This is a genomic window from Allobosea rubneri, from assembly GCF_032464875.1.
Lineage (GTDB): Bacteria > Pseudomonadota > Alphaproteobacteria > Rhizobiales > Beijerinckiaceae > Allobosea > Allobosea rubneri.
In genome coordinates, this window is the sequence record NZ_JAWDID010000008.1 from 96,326 (window position 1) to 114,888 (window position 18,563).

At 68.7% G+C, this 18,563-nt stretch carries 16 protein-coding genes; 10 read left to right on the plus strand and 6 right to left on the minus strand.

All coding sequences use genetic code 11. The features are described 5' to 3' along the window. The first annotated feature begins 7 nt into the window (after positions 1-7). The 6 genes from RKE40_RS07805 to RKE40_RS07830 all read left to right on the plus strand — a co-directional run bounded on the left by RKE40_RS07805 (position 8) and on the right by RKE40_RS07830 (position 5,792). Positions 8-1,162, plus strand: a complete 1,155-nt coding sequence (locus RKE40_RS07805) for a benzoate/H(+) symporter BenE family transporter (RefSeq protein WP_316017664.1) — start codon at positions 8-10, stop codon at positions 1,160-1,162. Next, entirely contained in the window at positions 1,159-1,812 is a 654-nt protein-coding gene (locus tag RKE40_RS07810; protein ID WP_316017665.1) for a thiamine phosphate synthase, read from the plus strand. Before RKE40_RS07805 ends, RKE40_RS07810 begins: the two co-directional genes overlap by 4 nt. After that, positions 1,809-2,729: a tetratricopeptide repeat protein gene (locus tag RKE40_RS07815; RefSeq protein ID WP_316017666.1), complete on the plus strand. Its 921-nt coding sequence runs from the start codon at positions 1,809-1,811 to the stop codon at positions 2,727-2,729. The genes RKE40_RS07810 and RKE40_RS07815 overlap by 4 nt, the downstream gene beginning before the upstream one ends. A gap of 97 nt (positions 2,730-2,826) precedes the next feature. Beyond that, positions 2,827-3,615 (plus strand): inositol monophosphatase family protein, encoded by a 789-nt coding sequence (locus RKE40_RS07820; protein ID WP_316017667.1) that lies wholly within the window; start codon positions 2,827-2,829, stop codon positions 3,613-3,615. A gap of 87 nt (positions 3,616-3,702) precedes the next feature. Next, positions 3,703-4,722: a flagellar motor protein MotA gene (locus tag RKE40_RS07825; protein WP_316017668.1), complete on the plus strand. Its 1,020-nt coding sequence runs from the start codon at positions 3,703-3,705 to the stop codon at positions 4,720-4,722. A gap of 53 nt (positions 4,723-4,775) precedes the next feature. After that, positions 4,776-5,792, plus strand: a complete 1,017-nt coding sequence (locus RKE40_RS07830; RefSeq protein WP_316017669.1) for a peptidoglycan -binding protein — start codon at positions 4,776-4,778, stop codon at positions 5,790-5,792. An 81-nt stretch (positions 5,793-5,873) separates the two neighbouring features. Here RKE40_RS07830 and RKE40_RS07835 read toward each other — a convergent pair whose 3' ends face one another. The 6 genes from RKE40_RS07835 to RKE40_RS07860 all read right to left on the minus strand — a co-directional run bounded on the left by RKE40_RS07835 (position 5,874) and on the right by RKE40_RS07860 (position 14,732). Further along, entirely contained in the window at positions 5,874-6,326 is a 453-nt protein-coding gene (locus RKE40_RS07835; protein ID WP_316017670.1) for a GNAT family N-acetyltransferase, read from the minus strand. 280 nt (positions 6,327-6,606) lie between these two features. Then, positions 6,607-10,491 carry an autotransporter outer membrane beta-barrel domain-containing protein gene (locus tag RKE40_RS07840; RefSeq protein ID WP_316017671.1) on the minus strand — a complete coding sequence of 1,295 codons (3,885 nt, stop codon included), beginning with the start codon at positions 10,489-10,491 and terminating at the stop codon, positions 6,607-6,609. Between the two features lie 472 nt (positions 10,492-10,963). Then, positions 10,964-12,472 carry a tripartite tricarboxylate transporter permease gene (locus tag RKE40_RS07845; protein WP_316017672.1) on the minus strand — a complete coding sequence of 503 codons (1,509 nt, stop codon included), beginning with the start codon at positions 12,470-12,472 and terminating at the stop codon, positions 10,964-10,966. A gap of 4 nt (positions 12,473-12,476) precedes the next feature. Continuing rightward, positions 12,477-12,950 carry a tripartite tricarboxylate transporter TctB family protein gene (locus RKE40_RS07850; RefSeq protein WP_316017673.1) on the minus strand — a complete coding sequence of 158 codons (474 nt, stop codon included), beginning with the start codon at positions 12,948-12,950 and terminating at the stop codon, positions 12,477-12,479. A gap of 77 nt (positions 12,951-13,027) precedes the next feature. After that, positions 13,028-13,996 carry a tripartite tricarboxylate transporter substrate binding protein gene (locus tag RKE40_RS07855; protein ID WP_316017674.1) on the minus strand — a complete coding sequence of 323 codons (969 nt, stop codon included), beginning with the start codon at positions 13,994-13,996 and terminating at the stop codon, positions 13,028-13,030. A 10-nt stretch (positions 13,997-14,006) separates the two neighbouring features. Further along, positions 14,007-14,732 carry a FadR/GntR family transcriptional regulator gene (locus RKE40_RS07860; RefSeq protein ID WP_316017675.1) on the minus strand — a complete coding sequence of 242 codons (726 nt, stop codon included), beginning with the start codon at positions 14,730-14,732 and terminating at the stop codon, positions 14,007-14,009. A gap of 254 nt (positions 14,733-14,986) precedes the next feature. Here RKE40_RS07860 and RKE40_RS07865 point away from each other — a divergent pair, with 254 nt between their 5' ends. The 4 genes from RKE40_RS07865 to RKE40_RS07880 all read left to right on the plus strand — a co-directional run bounded on the left by RKE40_RS07865 (position 14,987) and on the right by RKE40_RS07880 (position 18,536). Continuing rightward, positions 14,987-15,352 (plus strand): YciI family protein, encoded by a 366-nt coding sequence (locus RKE40_RS07865; RefSeq protein ID WP_316017676.1) that lies wholly within the window; start codon positions 14,987-14,989, stop codon positions 15,350-15,352. Continuing rightward, on the plus strand, positions 15,349-16,593 hold the full coding sequence (locus RKE40_RS07870; RefSeq protein WP_316017677.1) for an RNA polymerase sigma factor: 1,245 nt from the start codon (positions 15,349-15,351) through the stop codon (positions 16,591-16,593). The genes RKE40_RS07865 and RKE40_RS07870 overlap by 4 nt, the downstream gene beginning before the upstream one ends. A 163-nt stretch (positions 16,594-16,756) precedes the next feature. Beyond that, positions 16,757-17,500, plus strand: coding sequence for a glucosamine-6-phosphate deaminase (locus tag RKE40_RS07875; RefSeq protein ID WP_316017678.1), 744 nt, complete (start codon positions 16,757-16,759; stop codon positions 17,498-17,500). Between the two features lie 7 nt (positions 17,501-17,507). Next, entirely contained in the window at positions 17,508-18,536 is a 1,029-nt protein-coding gene (locus RKE40_RS07880; RefSeq protein ID WP_316017679.1) for an N-acetylglucosamine-6-phosphate deacetylase, read from the plus strand. The last annotated feature ends 27 nt before the right edge of the window (positions 18,537-18,563 follow it).

Sequence of the window (18,563 nt, forward strand, 5' to 3'; positions counted from 1 at the left end):
CCCGCCGATGTCGCAGCTCTTCTCGGCCCTCGTCGCGGTCTTCGTCGGCTATGCGGCCTCGGTCGCGGTGGTGCTGGCGGCGGCGCAGGCACTGGGCGCGACGCCCGGCCAGACCGTCTCCTGGCTCGCCGGCCTTGCCATCGCCAAGGGGCTCGCCAGCCTGATCCTGTCCTGGCGGCACCGCATGCCGATCATCTGCGCCTGGTCGACACCGGGCGCCGCCCTGATCGCGGCGGCGAGCGGCGTCGACATGGCCTCGGCCGTCGGCGCCTTCCTGGCCGCCGCCGCGCTGATGATGGCGACCGCCGCCTTCCGCCCGCTCGGCGCGCTGGTCGAGCGCATCCCGATGAGCATCGCTGCGGCGATGCTGGCCGGCGTGATCTTCCGCTTCGTCGTCGCCGTCTTCGACGAGATGCGCCTGCAGCCGGCGCTGGTGCTGCCCCTGCTCGTCGTCTTCCTGCTGGCGCGGCTGTGGAACCCGTTCCTCGGCGTCATCGCGGCGCTGGGCGCCGGTCTCGCACTCGCCTTCGCCACCGGCACCGCGACCTTGCCGGCGGGGCCTGTCGCGCTCACCCATATCGAGCTGATCGTCCCGCATCTCGACCTGACGGCGATCCTCGGCATCGGCATCCCGCTCTATCTCGTCACCATGGCCGCGCAGAACCTGCCGGGCTTCGCGGTGCTGCGCGCCTCCGGCTATCATCCGCCGACCGCCTCCTGCCTGTTCGTCACCGGGCTGATGTCGTTCCTGACCGCGCCGACCGGCGCGCATATGGTCAACATGGCGGCGATCAGCGCCTCGATCTGCACCGGCGCCGACACCCATCCCGACCCGAAGGAGCGCTGGAAGGCCGGGATCTGGTATGCATTCTTCTGGCTCGCCATAGCTGCCACCGCAGGCCTCCTGCTGGCGCTGATCCTCGCCATGCCGAAGGCGCTGATCATCGCCGTCGCCGGGCTCGGCCTCGTCGGCTCGCTCACCGGCGCGCTCGGCCAGGCGATGGGCAGCGACAAAGAGCGCTTCGCCGCGGTCGTCACCTTCGCCGTCGCCGCCTCGAGCCTGTCGCTTTTCGGCGTCGGCTCGGCCTTCTGGAGCCTCGTTGCCGGCCTCGCGGTCTTGACATTGGACCACGTCGCGGGCCGTTTGCGCAGCCGATCATGAGCACACAACCGCCCCGCACCCGCCTGATGCTGGTCACGCCCCCGGTCCTCGACCCCGGCGCGATCTCCTTTCGCCTGATGCAGGCCTTCGCCGGCGGCGATGTCGCAGCCGTGCTGCTGCGGCTCGCGCCCGGCGACGAGCGCAGCCTGACCGAGCGTGTCAAGGCGCTCGCTCCGTCGGTGCAGGCCCAGAACGTCGCGCTCGTCGTCGAGGCCTCGGCCCAGGTCGCCAGCCGCGGTGGCGCCGATGGCGTCCATATCACCGAGGGCATCGAGGCGATCGCCGAAGCGCGCTCCAGCCTGCGCCAGGAGCGGATCATCGGCGTCGGCGGCCTGCGCTCGCGCCATGACGCCATGGATGCCGGCGAGGCCGGGGTCGACTATGTGATGTTCGGCGAGCCACGCCCGGACGGCTCGCTCCCGCCGCTGCCGGCGGTGGTCGAGCGCGCCTCCTGGTGGGCCGAGATCTTCGAGACGCCCTGCATCGCCTATGCGCCCGATGCCGCCTCCGTGCCGGCGCTGGTCGAAACCGGCGCGGAATTCCTCGCGCTCGGCGAATGGCTCTTCGGCGATGACGTCGACATCCGCGCCGCGGTCGGCGCAGCCGATGCGGCCATCACCGAGTTTGCCGCACGCAAGGGAACCCGATGAGGCTGCGCCTCGCTCTGCTGGGACTGGCTCTCGCCCTGCCGGCCGGCGCGGCGGAGCCCGACCTCGCCTATGGCGCCTATCAGGCCGGCCACTATCGCCGCGCCCAGACGGAAGCAATGAAGCGGCTGGAGGCCAACCCGAACGACGCCGCGGCGATGACCCTGCTCGGCGAGATCTACCGCCAGGGCCTCGGCGTCCGCGACGACGCGGCCGCTGCCGCCGACTGGTACCGGCTCGCCGCCGAGAAAGGCGACGTCAATGCCGTCTTCGGGCTCGCCATGGCGACCCTGGAGGGTCAGGGCGTGACGCGCGATCCGGCCAAGGCCGGCGTCCTGCTCGAGAAGGCCGCCGCCGCCGGCCACCCCGCCGCGAACTACAATCTCGCCCTCGCCTTGCTCGCCACCGGCAAGCCCGAGGACGACAAGCGCGCCATCGCCAGCCTCGAACTCGCCGCCGATGCCGGCCTCGGCGACGCGATGCATGCCCTCGCGGTGCTCAGCAAGCTCGGCCGCGGCGGCCCCGCCGACGCGCAGAAGGCAGCGCAATGGATGGGCAAGGCCGCCGCCAGCGGTAATCTTGCCGGTCAGGTCGAATACGCGATCATGCTGTTCAACGGCGACGGCGTCGCCAGGGACGAGCGCGCCGCTTCACGCCTGTTCATCCGCGCCGCCAACAGAGGCAACGCCATCGCCCAGAACCGGCTGGCCAAGCTCTACCAGTTCGGTCGTACGGTGCCGCCGGACCTCTCCGAGGCCGCGGCTTGGCATCTTGCGGCACGCGCTCAGGGCCTTTCGGATGCGACCCTGGACGAGCTTCTCGAAAGGCTTTCGCCGGAGCAGCTCGCCCGCGCCGCCCGCCTCGCGGCCGACCGGATCGAGGCCACGGCCTTGACGACGCCGAGCCAACCGAGCAAGTGACGGCGAAATTCGCGCTGCACCGTCGGCGCCGCCTGCCTCCGCTCTTTGATAGCCCACTCCCGTTCTGCCGCGCCCTGCGCGCCCTGAGGTTTTGAAGATGATCCGTTCCCCGCTGATGACCGTGATGACCGATGCCGTGATGAAGGCGTCGCGCTCGCTGAAGCGCGACTTCGGCGAGGTCGAGAACCTGCAGGTCCTGGCCAAGGGCCCGGGCGACTTTGTCTCCAAGGCCGACCACAAGGCCGAGGAGATCCTGCGCGCGGCCTTGGAGAAGGCCCGGCCCGGCTACGGCTTCGTCATGGAGGAGAGCGGCGTCGTCGTCGGCACCGACGAGAGCAATCGCTGGCATATCGACCCGCTCGACGGCACCCACAACTTCCTGCGCGGCATCCCGCACTGGAACATCTCCGTCGCCCTGGAGCGCGACAACCAGTTCATCGCCGGCGTCGTCTACGACGCCGCCAAGGACGAGCTCTTCATCGCCGAGAAGGGCAAGGGCGCCTATGTCAACAACCGCCGCATGCGCGTCTCCGGCCGCCGTGAGTCGGCTGACATGCTGATCGGCATGGGCGTGCCGCATATCGGCAAGGGTGGCCATCCGCTCTTCCTGAGAGAGCTCGGCGCGGTGATGAGCCGCTTCGCCAATGTCCGCCGCATGGGCTCGGCCGCGCTCGACATCGCCTATGTCGCCGCCGGACGCATGGACGCCTATTGGGAGCGCGGTCTCAACACCTGGGATTTCGGGGCCGCGGCGGTGATGGTCCGCGAGGCCGGCGGCACCTTCGGCACGCTCGACGGCAAGCAGCCGACCTCGGCCCATGACGTGATCTGCGGCAACGAGGCCGGCGAGCCGGCCCTGCGCGCCGCGCTGAAAACCGTGGCCTGAGGCGGGGTAAGCCGCATTCGCGCTTGATCCCGGCGTGGCGGGAGGCGACATTGCCAAGGGCGGAGAAACCGGAACGGAAGACCACGCATGGCCAGTGACGAAGCGGCCCATGAGGCCGTGGCGCGGGAGAATGCGGCTGCGGCCCCGATGTCCGCGCTGCATTCCGAAACGCTCCGCTTCTCGCGGCCCCTGCGCTATTTCATCCGCGCCTTGGTCTTCCTGGCGCTGATCGGCTTCCTGATCTTCATCCTCCAGGCTGGCCTGCGCTCCGCCTTCATGACCAATCCGGGCCTGAACGGCCTGATCGTCGGCGCGCTCGCGGTCGGCGTCCTGATCGCGCTGCGCGAGCTCTGGCGCGTCGACAGCGAGGCTCGCGCCGCGACGCGGCTGGCCGCGAGTCCGGCCGATGCCGCAATTCGCCGCTCGCAGGTGATCAGCCCGCTCGCGGCGGTCCTGCCCGCATTGCAGCGTCGCAGCCTCGCCTCCGACCAGGCCGCGAGCCTGCTCGAATCGATCGCGGTCAGGCTCGACGATGGCCGCGAGGTCCTGCGCTATCTCGCCGGCCTGCTCGTCTTCCTCGGCCTGCTCGGCACCTTCTGGGGCCTGCTCGACACGGTCTCCTCGGTCGGCAACGTCATCAAGACCCTGCGTACCGGCGCCGAGGCCGGTGTCCTCTTCGACGAGCTCAAGGCCGGCCTCGCCGCGCCGCTCGCCGGCATGGGCCTGTCGTTCTCTTCCTCGCTCTTCGGCATCGCCGGCTCGCTGGTGCTCGGCTTCCTCGAACTCCAGGTCGCCCAGGCGCAGCGCCGTTTCCGCAACGAGGTCGAGGGCTATCTTGGCGCCAGCACCGCGGCGAGCCAGGCCGCCAGCTTCGACGGACTTGGCGAGCGCTTCGACAAGCTCCATGCCGCGATCCAGGAAGGCGCCAACAGCCGCGCCGCGGCGCAGGCCATGGCCAACCTCGCCGAGGGCATCCAGGGCCTCGTCCAGCACATGCGCTCCGAGCAGCAGCTGATTCGCGACTGGGTCGAAGCCCAGGCCGCGCGCGAGAAGGACCTGAAGCGCCTGATCGAGCGCCTCGCAGCCGATACGGTGGCGGAGCCATGAGCGCGCCACAGAGCTTCGTCATCGACGCGATCTGAACGAAAGGAGCGCCGCACATGGCCCTGTCCCGCTCCCATCGCCGCGAGGACGTCAATTTCTGGCCAGGCTTCGTCGACGCGCTCTCGACGATGCTGATCGGCATCGTCTTCCTGCTGTCGGTCTTCGTGCTCGGGCAATTCTTCCTGTCGCAGGAGATCTCGGGCAAGGACACGGTGCTCGACCGGCTGAATCGCCAACTCTCCGAACTCACCGATCTCCTGGCGCTGGAACGCGCCGCCGGCAAGGACGCCAAGGATTCGCTCGCCCTGCTGCAATCAACGCTCACCACCGAGCAGGCCGAGCGCAGCCGCATCCAGGGCATGCTCGACAGCGTCAATGGCAGCGCGCCGGCCCAGCTCGCCGAGAGCCAGAAGGCGCTGGAGGCCGAGAAGCAGCTCTCGGCGCGGGCCCAGGCCACCGTCGAGCTGGTCAACCAGCAGATCCTCGCCATGCGCCGCCAGCTCGCCGCGCTCGAGGAGGCGATCGGCGCCGCCGAGGCCAAGGACAAGGAAGCGCAGACGCGCATCGCCGAGCTCGGCTCGCGCCTCAATGTCGCGCTGGCCCAGCGCGTCCAGGAGCTGGCGCGCTACCGCTCGGACTTCTTCGGCCGCCTGCGCCAGGTGCTCGGCACGCGGCCCGACATCCGCGTGGTCGGCGACCGCTTCGTCTTCCAGTCGGAGGTCTTCTTCGACGCCGGACAGGCGGTACTGAAGCCGGAAGGCCGCGTCGAGCTCGACAAGCTCGGTGCGATCATTGCCGACCTCGGCCGCGAGATGCCGCCGGACCTGCCCTGGATTCTGCGTGTCGACGGCCATACCGACAACCGGCCGATCCGCTCGGCCCAGTTCCCCTCGAACTGGAATCTCTCGACCGCGCGTGCCGTCGCCGTGGTCGAATACCTGATCACCAAGGGCATCCCGGCCGACCGCATCGCCGCCACCGGCTTCGGCGAGTTCCAGCCGCTCGACGTCGCCAACAATGACGAAGCCTGGCGCCGCAACCGCCGCATCGAGTTCAAGATCACCGAGCGCTGAGCCTGGCGCCGGAAGCGATTGCGGCCGAAACCGCATTCGCCGGGACAGGCAGGGCCACGCGTGCGCTGCCCTGCCGGACCATCAGGCCTTCAGGCGCATCTGCGCGTTCTCGAACGGCAGGCCCTCATCGTCCTGGGCCCGCCGCGACTGCTCCTTGAAGCCGAGCGCCTCGTAGAAGGCGTAGGCCTGCCTGTTGCCGGTGTAGACCTCGAGCACGAGCTCGCCCTTCAGCTTCAGCGCATGGGCGACCAGGGTCCGGCCGATGCCGTTGCCCTGCTGGCCCGAGGCGACGAAGAGCCCGCCGATGAAGTGGTCGAGCAGGCTGACGAAGCCGACCGGCTCTCCGCCGCGACAGGCCACCCAGGTCTCCGCCTCTGGGAGATATTTCGTCTCGATCAGGACGCGCTGCTCGCGCAGGCGTTCCTCCCCGATGAAGGGATGGGCCAGGAGCGAAGCCTCGAACCAGATGGCCGACAGCGTTTCGAGATCCGTCGACGCCTCATAGGCGCGGATCGTCGTTTCCACGTTTTTCATGATGTTTCCGCAGATGGGAATGCAAGCAGAGAAGCCCTCAGGGGGCTGATGACACCGCTAGATGCGGTTCAGATGAGGCCTCTGCGCATTGACATCCTTCTGCCGATGCCAGTGCTCTAGCGCGTCGGCCGGCACCTCTCAAGTCCCGTCTGGAGAACGACCGCAGCCAAGAGCACATGCCCGCACAGCTCGGCCTGCGAGCGAGGTGAGGTCTTCGTCGTCCTCGGGAGACCCCGGCGCCGAACACCGTGGTCGTCCCGTTCCAGGCATCGAAGCTCCTTCACCAGGAGACCTTGACGCCGAGCCTTCCGTCATAGGCGTGGGCGCGTCCGTTGAGGCCGACGGAGTATCCGGCCGAGGCGTAGAGGGCGACGTTGCGGGCGACCTGGGCATCGACGCCGGCCTTGAGCTCGGCCCAGCTGCCGCCGAGATCGGAGCGGAAGGGGATGAAGCCCGTCGCCGAGGAGAAGGAGGTCTTGGGGTTGCCCAGGAACTCGTTCCAAAGGCTCGCCTTCAGCCAGGCGGTCAGCATCCGTGGCCGCCCGCCCGTTGCAGCATCCTCGAGCGTCCAGCTCCTGGCGAGCCGGGCGCCGATCCGGCCGGCGAACGAGTCGGCGTCGGAGAAGCGGACCTGAGCGACGGCGTCTGACGCGCTGCCGCTCGAGATCGTCTGGTAGACGATCTGCGCCTGCGGCTCGATGATCCAGCCCTGGCCGAGCGCAATCGGATAGCCGCCTTCCAGCGAGGCCGCGAAGCCGAAGGCATCGCGGTTGAGCTCGAAGCCGCGCCTTGAATCGGCCTTGGCATCGTACCAGGTGCCTTGCACGACGCCGTCGAGATACCAGCCCGAGGCGCCGAAATGCGTCCAGTAGGCGCCGAGCGAGGTGGCATCGATCGTGTTGCGCCCGGCCCTGATGCCGTTGAAATGCCTGACATCGCCCTCGATCCGACCGACCGCGCCATAGATGCCGGCATGGTCGCGCGAGCCGTCGGCATTGTAGCTGCGGTAGAGATCGAGCCCGGCCTGGAAGGCATAGAGATCGTAGTCGAAGCTCGGGCCGTTGCGCAGGATGCCGTAAGGCCCGCTCTGATGCTCGCCGTGCCAGCCGATGATCCGGGCCCAGCCCGAGGAGACGAAGGACCGGCCGGGCGCGATCGCGCTCGCCGGCAGCTGCACGACCGTGGTGCAGCGAAAGTTCTTCTCGGGGTTCTTGCACCAGATCGTGCGTTCCTCGGTCACCGGCGCGGCCTCCAACGGCCGGAGCTCGCCGACCCGCTCATGCAGGCTGTCGAGCAAGGTGCGGCCATAGATCAGCTGCATCGCCGGCAGCGCCGCATAGAGCGAGGCCTCCTGGCGGTAGCTCGGGATCACTACCGGTGTCGGCGTCGGTGCCGGCGCCGGCCCCGGTTGTGGCGGGGTTGGCGGCACCGGCGGCTCGGGTGTCGGAGCAATATGTGAGCGCAGATACCAGTTCTGCGGCCCCGATGTGTCCACGCTGCCGCGGAAGAGGAAGTACTCATAGGGGCCGGCGACCACTGGCCGGCCCAGCGTGAAGGTACCGGGCACCGTGGCGCCGCCATTGACCGCGTCCACCACCAGGATCCCGTTGCCTGTGGTGAGGTCGCCAGGCCCCGTCGTATTGGCGATCAGCAGCGGCGAACGCCCGGATGCCAAGCCGCCATCGATGATCAGGCGGTCTGACGGCGATGCGTCGGCGCCGAGGAAGGTGTTCAGGCCGATGCGTCCGTCAATGCCGAGATAGGTCACGACCGTCAGGGTCTTGTAGCTGGCGAGCAGCGTCGGATCGCCCGTCGGCGCAGTGTATTGGATCAGGCTGGGATCGTTGACGAGATTGGTGAGGTTCGAATTGCCGGTCATGATCCAGGTGCTGTCGACCAGCGTCACATTCGAGACGCTGCCGGGCGCGGTGAAGGCCGAGCCGACCACGGTCGAGTTGATCAGCGTCACATTGGCGAGGCCGGGAACCACCGGCAGGCCGAGCGGGGCTCCGAGGGGCGGAAGCGCCGCCGGCGGAGGAAGATCGGCATCGGGCAGATCCTGCACGCCGGTCAGCGGCGGCGACTGGATCAATGGCGGGAAATCCACGCTCTGACCGACACGCAGCCACTCCCCGCTTCCACCTGCCGTCGAATTCGTCAGCGAGACATTGCCGTTGCCCGCGACGCCGATCGTCGGACCGCTGAGATTGGCGAGCCTGCTATCGGTGAAACGGGCGTTCGACACCGCATCGGGCGCCCCGATGACGAAGAGCGCCGCCGACGACGCACCGGTCGCGGTCACGCTCGCAGTATTGCCGACGATCAGACCGCCCGCTTCGGCGACCGAGCCATGCGCCGCCAGGCCGGAGGCGACGACATCCGTCCGGTTCATGGTCACCGAGGTCGGATTGTCGCGCGACAGCGCGCCATGCCCGCCATCCCCTTGCGTCCGGACCTGGGAATCGTTGGCGACCACCTGCGCCTCGCCGCGTCCGGTAACCGGCCGGGTGCCGTAGTCGCCGAGCACGGCGCGCAATCCCACCGCGTTTGGTCCGGTGGTGAGGATGATGGCCCTGTTGACCGTCGCGAGCGCCAGCGGCGCGGAGATGTCATTGCGCGACTGAGCCGCGACGGCGTGCGCGAGACTGCCGCTGGTCGTGATCGAAAGATCGCTGGCCGTCAGATTCGCGGCGAATTGCGCTCCCGTCTGCTCGGTCACGGAGAAGAGGCCGATACCGCTGGTACCGGAGGTCGTGACCCGGCCCTGGGAGAAGGTCAGAACGCCGCCATCGTCGGCGACGACACCCATCGCAAGCAGGCCGAAGGTCGTCGCGGTCGTCCCGGTCGCCGTGAGGACGCCGTTTGGGTTGCGCGCCACGAGCGCGTGCGGACGGGCTCCCGAGCGGACTTCGCCCCCGGTCGTGGTGACCACGCTGTCGGCGAGGTTGATCGTGCCATCGAGGTCGGCGATCACGCCCATCGCGTTGTCGTTGCCGGAGGTCGTCACCCTGACATTGGTCGCCGTGACGCTGCCGCCACCGGAGGCCGCGATGCCGGGACTGTCGCGGCCATCCGTGGTCGAGGAACCGCCCGTCATGGTCGCGGTCGCGCCGGAATTCACGCGCAGGCCATAGCCGATCAGCGTCGGGCCGCTGACGCCCTGTATCGCCGCATTCGTCAGAGTGACCGCGGAGCCGGCGTCCTGGACCAGGACCGAGGTTGGCCCGGCCGACGACAGCGTGCCGCCGCTGACATTCGCCTGGCCTCCGTCGGCGACGAACAGCGCATTGGCGCGATTGCCCGCCGCAGAAACGCCGGTATCCGTGACTGTCGCTATGGATCCGGCGCCCTGGACCGAGATGCCGGTGCCCCGCTGCCCGGTCGTCGTGATCGTGCTGCCCGTGAGGCTGAGCTGTCCGCCGCTGAGCACGCGCGCGCCCGCAGCAGGATCGGTATCGGCGGCGGAGGTGCCGCTCGCGGTGATCGTCGCGCCGGTCAGGGAGATCGCGCCGCCATTCTCGATGCGAACCGGGCTCGAGAAGTTACCCGTCGTGCCGAGCGTGAGGTTCAAGCCGGTGATCTGGCTGCCCGCTCCGGTCGCGAACAGGGCGTGACCTCCGGCGATGACCGCCGTGCCGACACCGGTCGTCGAGATCGAGGTCCCGTTGAGAAGGATGCTGCCGCCATTCTGGGCTAAGGCGCCGAAGGAGGCTCGGGAACGCGTCGCGATCGTCCCACCCGTGACGTCGACGAGACTGCCGCCACCATCCGAAACGAGCGCGTGATTGTTCAGCCCGCCGGCTCCGCCCAGCGTCGTGACATTGGTGTTCACGAGGGTGACCGTGCCCCCTGAAACGGCGCTCACCCCGATCAGATTATTGGCGACGGTCGTTCCGTTCGCGGGGCCGAGCGTGACGCCCGAGCCGGTGGCGCTGACGGAGCTGCCCCCTCCTGTCGCTTGCAGGCCGATCTGTCCGGCCGCCGTCGCGGTCGTGATCGCGGTGGTAGCGAGCGTGCTGCCGTTGAACAGAATCGAGGCTGTGTTCTGGGCGCGCGCTCCGGTCGTCGTCGCGGCGGCGAGATTCGCGGTGATGCCGTTGCCGGTGATCAGGCCGCCCGCTCCGGTTGCGCTGAGGCCGATCGCATTCGCGGGCGTGACGGTCACCACCGTTCCCGGCGTGACCGTGCATTGCGCGCCATTGACGACGACCGGGGAAGGACAGACCTGCGAGCGTGCAGGACCGCTCAAACACAACGACACTGAGAGAGCCGAGACTGCGTACAAAGGCCAGCGAAGCATCGGTCGCTCCATTTCCGGACCTTCCGACCAGGGATACTGCTGCTCCCTCACGACCGTCGTTGACAGTCGAAGTTCCGATACCCTTCTGGGTCGTCAGGGGAAGCGGCATCCCGAGCCAGAAAGGCTCACTCAGAATCAAGGCAGGCGCCGACGAGGATGAGCCCGGCTATGGTGCATGACAAGTTAAGGCCCGGAGATCACGAACCGATTTCCGGGCCTAGCTCGCGATATCGTAAGCGGGCGGTGCCGCCGGGCTCACTCAATTTACCAAAGGCAAGATCGATTCAGGTCCCTCGGGCCGGCAGTTCTCCGACCCGAAAACGGCTGACCGCCCCACCTACAGGTCCTGCGCCGTGACCTCGCGGCGCGGTCCTCCGCGTATCGAGCTGATGATCGTCCAGCCGATGATGCCGATGGTGATCGCGGCCAGCACGGCGGCGATCGGCCGGTCGACGAGGCCGAGCAGGCTGCCGTCGGACTTGATCATCGAGTTGATGAAGTACTCCTCCAGCAGCGGTCCGAGCACCACGCCGAGGATCACCGGCGCGACCGGAAAGCCGTTCTCCTCCAGCACGAAGGCGAGCACGCCGAAGGCCAGCATGAGGCCGACATCGAACAGCGAGTTGTTGATCGCATAGGAGCCGACGATGGCGAAGAGCAGGATGATCGGCATCAGCACCTTGCGCGGCACCGTCAGCACCTTGGAGGCGACCTTGATGATTGCCCAGCCGAGCGGCAGCATCAGCAGGTTGGCGATGACGAAGACGAGGAAGAGCGCATAGACGTTCTGCGGGTTGCTGACGAAGATCGTCGGTCCCGGCGCCATATTCTTCATCATCAGCACGCCGATCGCGATGGCGGTGATCGAGTCGCCGGGGATGCCGAAGACCAGGGCCGGAATCCAGGCGCCGGCGAGCGAGGAATTGTTCGAGGCGCCTGCCTCAATCAGCCCTTCCGGATGGCCGGTGCCGAACTTCTCCGGCTCCTTCGAGAAGCGCTTGCTCATCGCATAGGACATCCAGGCCGCCATGTCGGCGCCGCTGCCCGGCTGGATGCCGACCACCGTGCCGAGTGCGCTGCCGCGCAGGAGCTGCACCGGGTACTGCTTGGTGAGGCGCCACATATTGGCGAAGATCGGACCGATCTTCTTGATCTTGATTTGCGGCGCGTTGCCTCCGGAAATCATGTGCCGCATCACCTCCGAGCAGGCGAACATGCCGACCATCATCGGGATCAGCGAGACGCCGCCGAGCATCTCGGTCGAGTCGAAGGTGAAGCGCGGCTGGCCCGCCGGATTGTTCATCCCGACCATGGCGATCATCAGTCCGAGCAGCAGCGCGATGCAGGCCTTGAGCGGCGTCGAGGAGCCGATGAAGACCGCGCCGCCGAGCCCGAGCATCACGATCCAGAAGAACTCGACGGAGCCGAAACCGAGCGCGAAATCGGCGATCGCCGGCGAGGCGGCCATCATCACCGCGGTGCCGAAGAGCCCGCCGAGCACCGAGAACCAGAGCCCGATGCCGAGCGCGAGCTCCGGCTCGCCGCGCTGGGTCATCCTGTAGGAATCCTCGACATAAGCGGCCGAGGCGGGCGTGCCCGGAATGCGCAGCAGGCAGCCGGGAATGTCGCCGGAGAAGATCGCCATCGTCGAGGTGGTGACGATGGCGGCGATCGCCGGCACCGGCGGCATGAAGAAGGTCAGCGGCACCAGGAGCGCCGTCGCCATCGTTGCCGAGAGCCCGGGAATGCAGCCGACGACGAGGCCGTAAATGGCCGAGGCGACGATGACGGCGAGCACATAGGGATCGAGCACCATCCCCAGCGCGGTTACATAGGCGTCGAGCATGATCTCACCAGCGCACGGGTTCGAGCGGTCCCCAGGGCAGTTGCACCCCGAGGCCGAGATAAAAGATCGAGTGCATCACCAGCGCAGCGGCGAGCGCCAGCGGCAGCGCCAGCCGCGGCCGGACGCCGCCGGCCAGGAACAGCGTGGCCAGGATCACCGCCGCGGTGATCAGGAAGCCGAGCGCCTCCGAAGCCAGCACATAAAAGAGCACCGCGCCCGGCACGAGCAGGAGCCGGGCGAGCGCAGCCGGGCTGCGCGTCCAGTCGGCGAGCGCCAGCGCCGGGCCGCGCTCGGATGCGCGCGCGCCCTGCCAGACGAGCAGCGCCGCGCAGAGCGCGAGCAGCCCGGCGAGGATCAGCGGGAAGGCAGAGGGGCCGAGCGGCTGCTGCGACGGATTGGGCAGGCTCCAGGCCCCGGCGGCATAGAGGCCGGCGACGACCAGGAAGAACAGCCCGGCGACGAGTTCGTTGACTTTCATGCGCGGCTTGACCCGGGAAACGGGCGGAGCGCCATGGGCAGGCGCTCCGCGGAAGGTTGAGGGCGGAGAGCCCGCTGCTACTGACGCAGGCGCAGGCCGAGCGCGCCCATGATCTCGCCGTTGTTCTTGTGCTGGGTGGCGAGGAATTCGCCGAAGGCCGGCCCCTTGGCGAAGGCATGGCCGAAGCCGCGCTCGGCGAGGAACTTCTTGTACTCCTCGGAATTCGCGACCTTGGCGGCCGCCTCGACCAGCTTGGCGGTGACGTCCGCCGGCAGGCCGGCGGGAGCCGCGAGGCCGCGCCAGGTGCCGCCCTCATAGTCCTTGCCGATCGCGTCCTTGACGGTCGGGACCGCCGGGAAGGCGCCGATCTTCTCCTTCGACATCACCGCGAGCGACTTGACCCGCCCGGCATCGAACATCGGCTTGCCTTCCGGCAGCGAGGACGGAACGATCTGCACGCCGCCCGAGGCCAGCTCCTGGAAGCCCGGGGCCGCGCCCTGGCTCGGCACCACCACGACCGCCTTGGGGTCGATGCCCTCGAGCTGGAGCAGGCCGGCGAAGGCGAGGTGATAGGCGGCGCCCGCCGCCATGCCGGAGAGCTTGTACTTGCCGGCCGGCTGCTTCTTGATGTCGTCGAGCGCAGCGCGCAGATCGGCCCAGGGCGAGTTCGCCGCGACGTTGAAGGCGGCGGAATCGAAGTTCACCAGCGCGATCGGCGTCAGCTTCTCATAGGTGAAGGGCGCGGTGTTCGACCAGTAGAAGGTCGTGACCTCGGCCGTGGCGAGGCCGATCGTGTAGCCGTCCGGCTTGGCGTTGACCATTTCGGTGTGGCCGACGACGCCGCCGCCGCCGGTGCGGTTGACGACGTTGACGGGCTTGCCCAGCTCCTTCTCGAGACCGGCGGCGACCATGCGCGCGACCGCGTCGGTGCCGCCGCCCGCGGCCCAGGGCACGACCAGCGTGATCGGGCGCTCGGGCCAGGCCGCGCTCGCCGAGAAGCTCGTGGCCGCGAAGGCGGCCGCCATCATCAGGCTCTTCAGTTTCATTTCGTTCTCCCTAGGGTTTGTCGTTGTCGGTTCGCGCCGGCTTCAGGCTGCCGGAGAGAAGGTGCTGCTGGGTGTAGCCGAGCAGATGCTCCATCGCCCGGCGCGCCCGCTCGGGTTCGCGGGCGGAGATCGCCTGCGCCACGGCGGCATGGTTCGCGAGGTTGCCGGCGAATACTCCGACCGTGATGTCGAAGAGCGCGCTCAGGATGGTGTCGATCACGCCGCGGAAGCTGCGCAGGATCGGGTTGTGGGTCGCGTCGATGATCGCGAGATGGAAGGCCTTGTCGGCGGCGATCGCGGCCGCCGGATCGTCCTGCCCGCGCTCCATCGCGGCGAGAGCCGCCTCGATCCGCGCACAATCCTCCGCCGTCGCACGCTCGGCGGCGAGGGCCGCCGCAGCCGGCTCGATGATGGCGCGGGTCTCGTCGAGCGCCAGCAGGATTTCCCGGCCGAGCCCGTCGCCGCCGCGCAGCCAGGTGAGCACGTCGCGGTCGAGCATCGACCAGTCATGGGCCGGACGGACATGGGTGCCGTGGCGCGGCCGGACGCTGACGAGGCCCTTAGCGGCCAACATCTTCACGGCCTCGCGGACGACGCCGCGGCCGGCCTGGTAGCGCGCCTCGAGCTCGTGTTCGGGCGGCAGCGCCTCGCCTGGAGCGACCTCGCCGCGCACGATCGCCGCGCCGAGATGGGCGACAATCGCACCGATCTTGCCGGGCTTGGCGCCGCGCCGCATTCCGCCTCCCTGACTTCGCCTTGTTGGCTTCGTGCCAGCTCTTTCGCACGGCGCCGGCCCGCCCGCAACCATTCATCCGATGTTTAACATCCGATCTTTGTGCCGTGCCTGTGCGATTGCGGCTCCGGCGCGTCCTTTTCGAAACCCGCAGGTGACCCGGCCACCGACCCCGCTAAAAAAGAAACGGGTCCCTGTCGAAATCGACCGCCGCCGAACGACAAGTTGCGTCGATGCACAGGAAGAGGAGTTCCAACATGCGTTACGCTTGCCTGATCTATTACGATCCCAAGACCCTGTTCGGCGGCGGCGCCGAGGCCAATGCGGTTCTCGCCGAATGCGCGAACTACGACGTCAAACTGACCGAGACCGGCCATTTCGTCGCCGGCGAGGCGCTTGAGATGCCGGACACCGCAATGACCGTGCAGATGCGCGACGGCAAGATGTCGGCGACCGACGGCCCGTTCATGGAGACCCGCGAGATGCTCGGCGGCATCGTCCTGATCGACGCGGCCGACCTCAACGAGGCCGTTCGCGTCGCCTCCGGCCACCCGATCGCGCGCATCGGCTCCATCGAGGTCCGCCCGGTCGTCGACTTCAGCACGCCACCGCCGCAGCTGTGAGCACGAACGCAGCACGCGCCGCCATCGAGGCCGCCTATCGCGGCGAGCGGCGGCGCGTGCTCGCGACGCTGATCCGCCTGCTCGGCGGCTTCGAGGCGGCGGAGGAGGCGCTTCACGAGGCCTTCGCGGCCGCCGCCGAGCGCTGGCCACGTGAGGGCGTGCCGGCCAATCCCTATGCCTGGCTGGTCTCGGCCGGCCGCTTCCGGACGATCGATCGCTGGCGCCGCCAGGCGCGGCTGGCGGCAGCGACCACAGAGCTTACGGCGCTGGCCGACCCCGCTGCCGAGCCGGCCCTGCCGGAGGAGATTCAGGACGACGAATTGCGGCTGGTCTTCACCTGCTGCCATCCGGCCCTGCCGCCGGACGCGCAGATCGCCCTCACCCTGCGCGAGGTCGCAGGGCTGACGACGGAAGAGATCGCCCGCGCCTATCTCACCCGCCCGCCCGTCATCGGCCAGCGCATCGTCCGGGCCAAGGCGAGGATCCGCGACGAGGCCCTGCCCTATGAAGTGCCCGGCCGCGCCGAATTGCCGGCCCGCCTGCAAAGCGTGCTGCGGGTGGTCTATCTCGTCTTCAACGAGGGCTATTCCGCCACGGCCGGCCCGCAGCTGACACGGCAGAACCTCTGCGCCGAGGCTATCAGGCTCGGCCGCCTGCTCGCGGCCCTGCTGCCCGACGCCGAGGCACTGGGCCTTCTGGCGCTGATGCTGCTGCACGAATCGCGCCGCACCGCGCGCACTGACGAGGCCGGCGAGCTTGTCCTGCTCGAGGATCAGGACCGTTCGCTCTGGGACCGCGCGGCGATCGCCGAAGCCGGGCACCTGATCGAACAGGGCTTCGCGCGGCGCAGCCTCGGTCCTTATCTGCTGCAGGCGGCGATCGCTGCGACCCATGCGGAAGCTGAAAGCGTCGCCGGCACGGACTGGAACCGCATCGTCGGGCTCTACGACCTGCTGCTGCGGCTCGATCCCTCCCCCGTCGGCGCCCTCAACCGCGCCGCCGCGATCGGCCAACGCGATGGAGCCAAGGCGGGGCTCGCCGCCGTCGAAACCGCTCTTCGCGACGGCGCCCTCGACAGCTACCCCCTCGCCCATGCGGCGCTCGCCGACATGCACCGGCGGCTCGGCCAGGACGAGGCCGCCGCAGCCTCCTACCGGCGCGCCCTGGCGCTCACGCAGCAACCCGCCGAGCGCCGCTTCCTCGAACGGCGATTGCAGATTCTCGCGCCAGCGGAGCGCTAGTCACGGCGTCATCCTCGCCGGAGCAGGCGATATCGGCTCGCGCTTCCATGTCCGCAGATTGGACCTGCCCCGACATCTTGCCCGATGCCTTCCGCGGCAGCCATGCTAGACCTCGATCCGCAATTCGTGGCGCGCGATGCGCCAAGCTTCGAGGGCAGGCCGCATGATCGACATCCGCATTCTCGCCGACAAGCAGGAGCTCGGCCGGCAGGCTGCGGCGCTCGGCGCCGAGACCATCCGCGCCGCCATCGCCCGCCATGGCGAGGCGAACATCATCGTCGCGACCGGCGCCAGCCAGTTCGAGATGCTGCAGCACCTCGTCGCCGCCGAAGGTATCGACTGGTCGAAGGTCACCGCCTTCCATCTCGACGAATATGTCGGCCTGCCCGTATCGCATCCTGCGAGCTTCCGGCGCTATCTGCAGGAGCGTTTCGTCGCCCCGCTCGGCGGCAAGGTCCATTTCGTCCCGGTCAATGGCGAGGGCGACGCACAGGCCGAGACGCAGCGCCTCAACGCCTTGATCGCCGGCCGGCGCATCGATCTCTGCTTCGCCGGCATCGGCGAGAACTGCCATCTCGCCTTCAACGATCCGCCGGCCGATTTCGCGACGAAAGAGCCCTATATCGTCGTCACGCTCGATGAGGCCTGTCGCAACCAGCAGTTCGGAGAAGGCTGGTTCGAGAGCTTTGCCGCCGTGCCGGAACGCGCCATCTCGATGAGCGTGCGCCAGATCCTGAAGAGCGAACTGATCATCCTGTCGGTCTCGGACGCCCGCAAGGCCAAGGCCGTTCAGGCCGCGCTCGAAGGCGAGATCTCGCCGCAATACCCGGCCTCGGTCCTGCGCGAGCATCCCAATACGGTGATGTTCATCGATCCGCCAGCGGCCTCGCTGCTGAAGCAGGGCTGAGGAAGCGATGCCCGTCTCGCCCGGCCTCGTCGACCTCCAGGTCAACGGCTTCGGCGGTGTCGACTTCAATGACGCCGCCATCACCGCCGCCGATCTCGACCGGGCGCTGGAGGCGATGCTGGCGACCGGCGTCACCTTCTGCCTGCCGACCCTGATCACCGCTCATCAGCACGAATTGCAGGAGCGCTTCCGGGCGCTCGACGCCGCGGTCTCGCAGAGCCGGCTCGGCAAGCTGATGTGCCCGGGCTACCATCTCGAAGGCCCGTTCCTCAATCCGGCGCCGGGCTATCATGGCTGCCATCCGCCTGACGCGATGACCGCGGCGAAGCTCGACCTCGTCGCGGAGCTGGAGCGCGATCTGTCCCGGCCGATCCTGATGGTGACGCTGGCCCCCGAGCGCGAAGGCGCCCTCGCCTTGACGAAGGCGCTGGCTGAGGCCGGCAAGATCGTCGCCATCGGCCATTCGGCGGCGGATTTCGAGGTGGTCGCTGCGGCCGCCGACGCCGGACTCAGCCTCTCCACCCATCTCGGCAACGGCCTGCCGCAGACCCTGCACAAGCTCGCCAACCCCGTCTTCGCCCAGCTCGCCGAGGACCGGCTGATGGCCTGCTTCATCGCCGACGGCATCCATGTCCATCTGAAGGCGTTGAAGGCGCTGATCCGGGCCAAGGGCTTCGAACGCTCGATCCTCGTCACCGACGCGGTGGTCGCCGCCGCCGCGCCCGTCGGTCGCTATCACTTCGCCGGCATGGCGGTCGACCTCACGGCCGACGGTTCGGTCCGCCAAAGCGAGGGCCTGCTCGCCGGCTCGGCGCTCTGCCTCGACCAGGCGGTGCGCAATGTCGTCTCTTGGGGCATCGCCACGGCCGACGAGGCCCTAGGCATGGCCTCGCGCCATCCGCTCGCTGCAATCCGGCCCGCGCTCGACGCGCATGGCCTCGCCCTTGCCGAAGGCGCGGTTGAGTGGTCGGATGTCCTCTTCGTCGAGCGGGTCCGCATCGGCACTGTCGAGCGCCGCTACGAACGCCGGCACTAAGCTGTCGCGACGCCATAGCAAGACGTC